The sequence below is a fragment of the Acetonema longum DSM 6540 genome, from assembly GCF_000219125.1.
In the GTDB taxonomy this organism is placed as follows: domain Bacteria; phylum Bacillota; class Negativicutes; order Sporomusales; family Acetonemataceae; genus Acetonema; species Acetonema longum.
This window is the reverse complement of record NZ_AFGF01000214.1, coordinates 1-9,107: the sequence shown is the minus strand read 5'-3', so window position 1 is coordinate 9,107 and position 9,107 is coordinate 1. Positions and strand designations below refer to the sequence as shown.

The window sequence follows — 9,107 nt, the reverse complement described above, 5'->3', positions numbered from 1 at the left end:
ATTATTTATATTAGGAGAATGTAATATGAGCAATATTTATGACAACCAAGACTTTTTTAACGGCTATCATTCATTACGGAGCAGTAATGATAACTACAACGATTTATTGGAACAGCCTGCAATGGCGGATATGTTGCCAGATTTGACAGGTAAAAAAGTTTTAGATTTAGGTTGCGGTTATGGTCATAATTGTCTTGATTTTATACGAGATGGTGCTGACCGAGTTGTTGGGCTGGATATATCAGAAAAAATGCTTGAAGTCGCAAGGAATGAATCCAACGATGTAAAGATTGAATATATCAATATGAGCATGACTGAAATATCATCTATCACTGAAAGATTTGATTTTGTTTACAGTTCCCTTGCGTTTCATTATATAGAGGATTTTTCAAAGCTTATAAAAGATATTTATAGCTTGTTAAATCCAGGCGGTTATTTGCTGTATTCACAGGAGCACCCTATTATCACAGCTACGATTGATGAGAAAGGACATTTCAATCAAGATGAAAACGGAAACTGCGTATCATATACTTTCTCAAATTACAATCAAGCCGGGAGACGTGAAGTCCATTGGTATGTTGACGGAGTTATAAAATATCATCGTCCTATGGGAGAATTGTTGACCACCATTGCAAAAGCGGGTTTTATACTGAAAGAGGTTTGTGAACCGACGCCAAAAGATTGGGCGATTCACAAATTGCCAAGTATAACAAAAGAATTTTTGAAACCTTGCTTTTTGATTGTGAAAGCAAAAAGGCAATAGAAGATTATAAGCATAATGGGAAACTGACAAATTACAATTTGTCAGCAAGAGGATTGAAATTGTCTGAACGAAAAAGGCAAAAAACTATATCTGAAAACCTGGAGCAAGTGCTTATGAAGAAAAACCAACAGAATAAGTGGAAGCGGGATTTCCTTACTATTGCCAGTGGTCAGACGGTATCGCTCATAGGCAGCGCCGCCGTGCAGTTTTCCTTAATCTGGTGGCTGGCCAGTGAAACAGCGTCGCCTATCATGATGTCAATCGCGGGCGTATTCGCCTTTTTACCTCAGTTGATTCTTGGCCCCTTTGCAGGCGTGTGGGTCGACCGCCTCAACCGAAAAATCGTTATTATAGCGGCAGACCTTTTCATTGGACTGGTGACCCTTGTTTTCGCCTTCTTCTTCCTGTTTGGCAAGCCCCCCTATTGGTCGGTTTGCGTGGTGCTGGGCATCAGGGCGGGTGGCACTGTGTTTCACAGCCCGGCCATTCAAGCCGCAGTACCCATGCTGGTGCCGCAGCAGGAATTGGTGCGCGCCAACGGATGGAGCCAGTCATGCAGTCGGGAGCCTTTCTACTGGGGCTCGTATTGGGTGCGGCCATGTATAGTGCCTTACCCCTATGGTTCATATTGCTGTCAGATTTGGTGGGTGCGCTTGTCGCCTGCGCCACGGTGGCACTTGTTAAAATACCCGATCCGGAGCGGCAGATAAAACAAAGGCCACGATTTTTCGATGAAATGAAAGAAGGAGCGGTGGCTATCTACCAGGACAGAAAGCTGTTTATCGTGACGGCGGCTACGCTTCTCGGCATGCTGTTTTACGCGCCTCTGTCCACTTATTATCCACTCATGACCAGCGACTATTTTCGGGCTGATGCTTGGCATGCCAGCATGGTCAACTTTGGATATGCGATGGGCATGTGAACATCCTCATTGTTCTGCGGTCTGCTGCCTGCCGAGATGGTCTGGTTCTGGGTGTTCGTGGCGTTGTGCGCGCTGCTCGGAGCCAGCAGCAACCTGTATAATATCCCCTATATCGCCTATCTGCAGGAAACCATAGCTCCGGATCGGATGGGACGTGCTTTTTCTTTGATTGGAAGCCTCAGTTCAGCGACTATGCCTTTGGGATTGCTCATAGCAGGCCCGATTGCCGAGAGCAGGGGAGTATCATTGTGGTTTTTTATTTCCGGGACCTACTCCTGCTGCTTACACTGGTCAGCGCCCTGCTCGTCCTTCCGCAAAAGGTAGTAGCAGCGCACCTGGTCCGCTCGGTTTCCTGTCTTAACCAGGTGCTGTTCGCACTCAACGGTGAGTACTGCATCAATGAGAAAAAAGCTGTCCGCATGATTGACGGATTTCAGATCAAACCGCCTGAGTATGGGCGGAGGATAGAAAATTTATTCTCGTTAGCCGGATATGAAGAAGAACAGGCATGTACATGCATGAAAAATCTAATCGATGATGTAGAAAAACTCGTTCGAGAGGTTTAATAAAAGTTCTACTGAAAACACATCCCTTGAAGCCAGGCGGGACTGGTTTCAAGGGATGTGGTATTTCATTAGCTTATTAGCTGGGATTGAGATAATCGGGTTAACTTGCGCTAGTCGGTTAATGTATATAAAAAATCCTTTTGATGGATAATATAGGATAATTGGATGGCGCCGACCTGGCGAACCTAAGCTTATACTAATAATTCTTGGCAATATATTCACATTACCCCTCGTGACGGCGGGGCGTCTGGCAGTATTCCCGTCGAATATGAAAGTGTGTAGAATGATTGAAAAAAAACAACACGAATCAATTAGAAACCAACGCCGCCCAAAGGGAATCGTGAATCCGATTTCTGTGAATTTCATCCACCTTAGAACGCCATGGGTAATAACCTGGTGGTCAGCTTCTTACCTTGGCTATGCTTACATGAGCCTGGGAAGTTATGTAAAAGGCTTTATTTTAATATTCCTGGAGGTTTTGATAAATGTCAATGCCAAATTGAACCTGGGGATATTGTATAGCTTCACAGGGCGCTTTGAAATGGCCAAACAGGTGGTAGATACCAATTGGTTGCTCTTTTATGTACCGATATATATCTTTTGCATTTGGGGCGGATACGGGCTTGCTGTAGACCTAAACAAATATTCCATTCTGGCTGATAGGGAAAATTCCAGCATGATACCCTTTAACATCAGCAATTGGGAAGTCGCCTTTTTAGATAAACGAAAGCCTTGGATGGCGATAGCGTTATCCCTTTTACTCCCTGGCCTGGGTCATTTATACACCCATAGGGTTCCTACCAGCTTCTATACGCTGGCGTGGTGGAGTCTAATCGCGTACAAGGGAAATCTTTTACCATGTATGCACCTCACTGCAATGGGCGACTTTGCTGGCGCTACCAAAATAGCTGATCCTTTATGGCTGCTCTTTCTGCCTTCCATTTATATATTCTCAATTTATGATGCCTATGTAAACACAGTAGAGTATAATAGATTGTTCGAGCACGAACAGAAGCGATTCTTAATTGACAACTATCAAAGTGCAGATTTTCCAGTACCAGAATAAATATAAGGTGGGTTCTAATTGTACGTTTACGCATCCTTTGACTATTCGGCCTTTCTTGAATTGGCCATAACCGATCTGGAGAAGCGCGGGATCGCCAGAGAGCATATCTTGGCAGTTCCTTTGGACAAAAGAGTTGAGGAAAGAATGGTCCTGGATAGCATTCATCGGGCAGATGGGATTAGCATATTTGACGGGGCCATGGTTCTGGGAGCAATATTTATGGAGTTAGGCGTTATATATGGCTTTGTCTTAGCTTGGGGGCCGATTATCTGGGGGTTGATAGGACTGCTGAGCGGAGCAATTATCGGCTTCCTGCTTGATTACTTTTATGGAAGGATATTTGGGCACAAGAAGACAAAGTCACCTCGCAACCGGGTCAAAGCCGGGGATTGCAACAATACAGAAGTAGTGCTTACCGTTTGCTGCGACAACAGTCAATACGAAATGGTAGAGAAAGTGCTTTGGGACAATATGGCCTTTGGGGTAGGTAAGTTGGATCGGCTGCGTAATATGATAGGAAATGGGGCGGCAAGTGGTGGAAAAGAAGCAATCTGAATCCATAAGAAATCAACGCCGCCCTAAAGGAATTGTGAGCGAACTCACAATTAATCTGCTCCACCTAAAAAACCCTTGGATAACGGCTTTCTGGTCAGCATTGTTTCCGGGTCTAGGATTTCTCATTATGGGGAGTTATGTAAAAGGGTTTCTGTTGATTATCGGCGCGACTATCGCAAACTCCATGGGACATATTAACCAGGCGATTATCTATGGGTTTACCGGTCAAGCTGAATTGGCTAAACAAGTCCTCGACACCAGGTGGTTGCTTTTTTATGCTCCTTTACAGCTTTTTGCCACTTGGAGCAGCTACCAGCTCACTGTTGATTTAAACAAATATGCAATCCTTGCTGCACGAGAGGATTCAGCAATTATTCCCTTTAAAATCGGCACATGGGACATAGGATTCATCGAGAAACGAAATCCTTGGGTGGCGGTTGCTTGGTCCCTTCTCATGCCTGGCCTGGGGCATCTTTATAGCCATCGAATCCCTACTAGCTTTTATTTGCTGACCTGGTGGATCGGCATGTCATACATGGCCCATCTCCTCCCAGCCATCCATCAGACCCTTTTGGGCAACTTTCCCCAGGCCATTGCAGCGATCAGGCCGGAATGGCTCTTATATCTGGTGGCAATTTATCCCTATTCCGCCTATGATGCCTATGTTAATACGGTTCAGTATAATATACTATTTGACCAGGAACAGAGCCGGTTCCTCATTGACAATTATCAAAATCCCAAGTTTCCCATGCCCGTAATGGATAACAGTCATTAAACTCGTTCAGGCATTGAGCAATTTTTGCTGCAAGTCCTGAATAGTATGGCCTTTAGAAATTTACAGTTGGGTTTTACTGCACGGATTAAGTTGGTTCGCCCGGAACACTCAACGGATATCATTAGTGAAGCGGCACGCCAGGGGAGTTTAGTAAGCGGTGGTGGGGTGAACCGGTACGATCGGTAAATATTACTGCTGGGAAAATCGTGTCCCAAGGACTTGAGCAGTTGGACCTGTTTTTTGAAGGAGAAGAAAAGAACCATGCCATAGGTAGAAACATTGAGCATTCAGGCTTGACGTTTATATGTTAAACATTAGTTTTATGCAATGACTTCTTGAGTGCTCACAATGATAAAGCTTAAAAATCACTATAGAACCCTTACAGAGCAGTGTGAAGTGAATCTGTAGGAGTTTTTGGTCATTCTTATACATAATTAACAATTAACTGGTTGACCAACAGCCTGTCTATTGGTTATCATATAGATATATATAAATATATAAATGTGATTTTGCGAAGTTTGTAGCGAGGGATGAAATCGAAGAAAAATGAAGGCTTGGGTAGCCGGATACGCGATAGCACTGCAATCAGGGCTGTTAGGACTGAGATTTGCCTGATTTGCAATAATAGTTTTGATTAAGGGAAGGGGCCTTCGTATGAATCAGAAGAAAAAAATCTTGTTTCTTTGCACCCACAACTCAGCGCGGTCGCAGATGGCCGAAGGGCTTTTAAGGGCGCTATACGGCGACCGGTTCGAGGCATTCAGCGCGGGAACGATGGCGACGGAGGTGAATCCGTATGTCGCCAGGGCGATGGCCGAGATTGGGATCGACATTTCCGCTCAGTGGTCGAAAGGTCTCACCGAATACCTCAACGATAGCTTTGACTATATTGTCACTGTTTGTGACGGGGCCAAGGAAGCCTGCCCTTTTTTCCCCGGAGGAGGCGTCATGCTGCATCAGAGTTTTACCAACCCGTCCGGCTTCCGGGGCTCGGACGACCAGATCATGAACGGAGTACGGTTGGTTCTCAGCGAGATTAAAGGCTGGATTGTTATGACATTTGGGGAGAGGGTGAGCTAAGGTGAAGGAACAGGCGGAAATCTTCAAAGCATTGGGAGACCCGGTTCGGCTGGAGATTATCAAGCTGCTCCTGGGCAAAGAACTGTGCGTCTGTGATATTATGAGCGCCTTCAAGGTTTCGCAGCCGACTATCTCCCATCATTTGAAGGTGCTAAAGTACGCTGGGCTAGTCAATGACCGGCGTGAGGGAAAATGGATTTACTATAGCCTGAATCCCGAGGCGTTTACCCAGGTAAGCGCGCTATTGCAGGAATTCGCGGCAAAGTCGGTGATCAAAGAGCGGGGGCGAACCTGTGAGTGAGGCATTCAAGCTTATTTTGAGAATAGGGGGTTCGTTATGATGATGAGAAAATCACTATCTTTTCTGGACAGATATTTGACATTGTGGATTTTCCTGGCAATGGCCGTCGGAGTCGGCGGCGGCTTCGTGTTTCCCAATGTGGCGGCGTGGCTCGATGCGTTCTCCGTCGGCACTGTATCCATTCCTATCGCGATGGGCCTTATTGTTATGATGTATCCACCACTGGCCAAGGTGAAATACGAAGAACTCGGCAAGGTGTTCAGCAATAAAAAGGTTGTCGCTTTGTCGCTCATCCAAAACTGGATTATTGGGCCGGTTTTGATGTTCGCCCTTGCCGTGTTGTTTCTGGCGGATAAGCCGGACTATTTTGTCGGCTTAATCCTGATTGGCCTTGCCCGCTGTATCGCAATGGTGATCGTCTGGAATACACTGGCCGACGGTGATACGGAGTATGCTGCTGCGCTTGTTGCGCTGAACTCTATCTTTCAGCTCATTTTTTACTCGCTTTACGCTTATCTGTTTATTACGGTCATACCCCGGTGGCTGAGCCTTGCGGGTATGGAAGTCCACGTATCGATGGTCGATGTCGCCATGAGCGTGGCGATTTATCTGGGCATTCCCTTTGTCGGCGGTTATCTGACGCGGAAGGTGCTGCTGCCGGCCAAAGGGCGGGAATGGTACGAGAAGACCTTCCTTCCCAGAATTAGCCCGCTGACACTGATCTTCCTGCTGTTCACGATTGTGGTCATGTTTTCGCTCAAAGGTAACTATATCGTCACACTGCCGATGGATGTGGTAAGGATAGCCATACCGCTTTTGATCTATTTCGTGATCATGTTCCTGGTCTCGTTTGCGGTTAGCTGGCGTTCGGGCGTTAATTACTCCCAGACAACGACCTTGTCCTTTACGGCTGCCAGCAATAATTTCGAACTTGCCATCGCCGTGGCAGTGGCAATTTTCGGCATCAATTCCGGCCAGGCTTTCGCGGCGGTCATCGGACCGCTCATCGAAGTGCCGGTCATGATTGGTCTGGTGAATGTGGCGCTCGGTTTTGCAAGGAAATATTATAAGCCGGATGGCTCGCCCAAAATAGAAAGCGGCTCACAAGGTGAGCGTCAGAAAAAAAGTTGTTAACCGGAGAGGAAGGATTGTTATGGAAAAAGGACCGGCTGCCGGGGGCTGCTCATGCTCTTGCGGCGAAACACAAAATAGTGAAACCCATTGCTGCAATCAAAGGCCTATGGCAAATATCAGCGAAAAACCGATGCCCTGGATAATAGGGGAGATAGAAACTTCAATAGGGAAAATTCCACAAGTGAGTACTGAGTATGCGTCAAGTGACAGGTTTGGTTCCTGGAAAGCGCGCTGGGGTATCGGACGGATAGACTATAAAATTCCGCCCGGACTCTACGGGGTGGGAAATCCCGACGCTGATTCCCTGGTGTTGGTTTCGGCTAACTATAAGATGAGTTTCGACCGGCTCCGTTCCGAATTAAAAGGGCTCAACCTGTGGATTCTGGTGTTGGATACCAAAGGCATCAACGTCTGGTGTGCAGCCGGCAAAGGAACGTTCGGTACCGATGAGTTGGTCAATCGTATCAATCAGGTGAAACTGCCGGAGATTGTGACCCATCGGACTTTGGTAGTGCCCCAGTTAGGTGCGCCCGGCGTGTCTGTCCATACGGTGCTGAAGCTGTCGGGCTTTAAAGTTGTATATGGCCCGGTAAGGGCCGCAGATATTCCGGCATTTATCAGTGCAGGATTGAAGGCGACTGCCGCCATGCGGGAAGTCCGTTTCGACATGTTTGATCGATTGGTGCTGGCTCCATTTGAGCTGGTCAGCACCATCAAACCGGCGCTTATTCTGATCGCGGTTCTCTTTTTAGTGAACTTAACGGCAGGAAAAGAAGGCGTTGACTTGAGGGTGGTAAGCCATACCCTGGCTGATTTCATCCCGTTTTTGGGGGCTATTTTAACCGGAACCGTTCTAGTCCCCTTATTCTTGCCGTACATTCCGGGGCCGGCTTTTGCCTGGAAAGGATGGTTGCTGGGGCTGCTATGGGCAGGTGCATATGTCTGGTACATTGCTTCTCCCTTGAGCGGGATTCATGAACTATTTTACTTCCTGATTTTACCTCCCATTGCTTCTTATCTTGCCATGAATTTTACTGGCTGTAGCACCTATACTTCTCTGTCCGGTGTGGCAAAGGAAATGAATTTTGCTATACCGGCCCAGATTATTTCCGCAGTAGGCGGTATAGCGCTTTTGGCTGGCGGTTTGTTTCTTGGATTTTAATGTAAGGGAGAATGAACGACTGTGATAAGACATAAATATTTGAAAAACGTTGTGACCCTAGTGCTGAATGCGGATAAGTGCATCGGGTGCGGAATGTGTTTGAACGTATGTCCCCATAATGTCTTTGGACTGAATTCGGGGAAGGCGTGGATCAGCGACCGGGACCGGTGTATGGAATGTGGAGCTTGCGCTCAAAATTGTCCTGTTGAAGCACTTGCGGTTAAGGTTGGGGTTGGTTGTGCCGCAGCCATTATACAAGGAAAGTTAAAGGGAACAGCTCCTTGTTGTGGCGGTGCGGAAGGAAATAAATCGTCTTGCTGTGGCTAAAAAGAGCCTTAATGGACTGTTCATCTAAATCCGGCGGATATGCATGTCCGCATATGATGGGCTGAAAATGTTTTCTTTTCATACCTTATGCAACCTCAATGCACGTGGAGTGTTGCGTTTGACTGAAAAGAAAACACGTCCCATGAGCCCAGGTGGTGCCCCTGGTCTCATGGGACGCGGTGAAATATGGGTATATGTTTCCGCTGACGTAGGAAGAAAACATTGAATTAGGATCGCCGAATTTCGATAATGTGTCATTTCTTAATATCCGAAAATATAGATGATAATCCATTGACGTTTGACAAATCAACGCTTGCTGCTTACGGCGGTCAGGCTAGGGGGGGCTTGTTTAGATGCGAAAAGTAATTTTAGATTTGGCTGTAACGTTGGACGGGTTTATCGAAGGTCTAAAGGGTGAAGTAGATTGGTGTATCATGGATGAGGAAATGGCATTTT

9 protein-coding genes and 2 pseudogenes are annotated in these 9,107 nt (G+C 46.5%); all 11 read left to right on the top strand.

Features of this window, described 5'->3' with window-relative positions; translation table 11 throughout:
• Nucleotides 1-763: class I SAM-dependent methyltransferase (locus ALO_RS17060; protein WP_004098508.1), on the top strand; the 763-nt coding region annotated here is incomplete at its 5' end.
• Nucleotides 764-876: 113 nt separating this feature from the next.
• Nucleotides 877-2,002: pseudogene (locus ALO_RS23975) on the top strand (MFS transporter); the annotation flags it as partial.
• Nucleotides 2,003-2,534: 532 nt separating this feature from the next.
• The gene (locus ALO_RS17045; protein ID WP_193760820.1) at nt 2,535-3,317 is read left to right on the top strand and encodes a hypothetical protein; all 783 of its coding nucleotides are present in this window, start codon (nt 2,535-2,537) and stop codon (nt 3,315-3,317) included.
• 18 nt (nt 3,318-3,335) lie between these two features.
• Complete coding sequence (locus tag ALO_RS17040) at nt 3,336-3,872, top strand: membrane protein (RefSeq protein WP_040293759.1); 537 nt, start codon at nt 3,336-3,338, stop codon at nt 3,870-3,872.
• Nucleotides 3,853-4,647: a hypothetical protein gene (locus ALO_RS17035; RefSeq protein ID WP_040293758.1), complete on the top strand. Its 795-nt coding sequence runs from the start codon at nt 3,853-3,855 to the stop codon at nt 4,645-4,647. Before ALO_RS17040 ends, ALO_RS17035 begins: the two co-directional genes overlap by 20 nt.
• Nucleotides 4,648-5,301: 654 nt before the next feature.
• A complete protein-coding gene (locus ALO_RS17030; RefSeq protein WP_004098505.1) occupies nt 5,302-5,727 on the top strand; it encodes an arsenate reductase ArsC in 426 nt (141 codons plus the stop codon).
• Nucleotide 5,728: 1 nt separating this feature from the next.
• Nucleotides 5,729-6,028 (top strand): ArsR/SmtB family transcription factor, encoded by a 300-nt coding sequence (locus tag ALO_RS17025; RefSeq protein ID WP_004098504.1) that lies wholly within the window; start codon nt 5,729-5,731, stop codon nt 6,026-6,028.
• Nucleotides 6,029-6,067: 39 nt separating this feature from the next.
• Nucleotides 6,068-7,162 (top strand): ACR3 family arsenite efflux transporter, encoded by a 1,095-nt coding sequence (gene arsB / locus ALO_RS17020; protein WP_004098503.1) that lies wholly within the window; start codon nt 6,068-6,070, stop codon nt 7,160-7,162.
• A 19-nt stretch (nt 7,163-7,181) separates the two neighbouring features.
• The gene (gene hgcA, locus ALO_RS17015) at nt 7,182-8,324 is read left to right on the top strand and encodes a mercury methylation corrinoid protein HgcA (protein ID WP_004098500.1); all 1,143 of its coding nucleotides are present in this window, start codon (nt 7,182-7,184) and stop codon (nt 8,322-8,324) included.
• Between the two features lie 24 nt (nt 8,325-8,348).
• Nucleotides 8,349-8,651, top strand: coding sequence for a mercury methylation ferredoxin HgcB (gene hgcB / locus ALO_RS23690; RefSeq protein ID WP_072031868.1), 303 nt, complete (start codon nt 8,349-8,351; stop codon nt 8,649-8,651).
• 353 nt (nt 8,652-9,004) lie between these two features.
• Nucleotides 9,005-9,107 (top strand): annotated as a pseudogene (locus tag ALO_RS23970) (dihydrofolate reductase family protein); the annotation flags it as partial.

Bases quoted from the DNA above. Each gene is read 5' to 3' on its own strand.
- ALO_RS17045 (WP_193760820.1), top strand. From the start codon at position 2,535: ATGATTGAAAAAAAACAACACGAATCAATTAGAAACCAACGCCGCCCA.
- ALO_RS17030 (WP_004098505.1), top strand. From the start codon at position 5,302: ATGAATCAGAAGAAAAAAATCTTGTTTCTTTGCACCCACAACTCAGCG.
- arsB (WP_004098503.1), top strand. From the start codon at position 6,068: ATGATGAGAAAATCACTATCTTTTCTGGACAGATATTTGACATTGTGG.
- hgcA (WP_004098500.1), top strand. From the start codon at position 7,182: ATGGAAAAAGGACCGGCTGCCGGGGGCTGCTCATGCTCTTGCGGCGAA.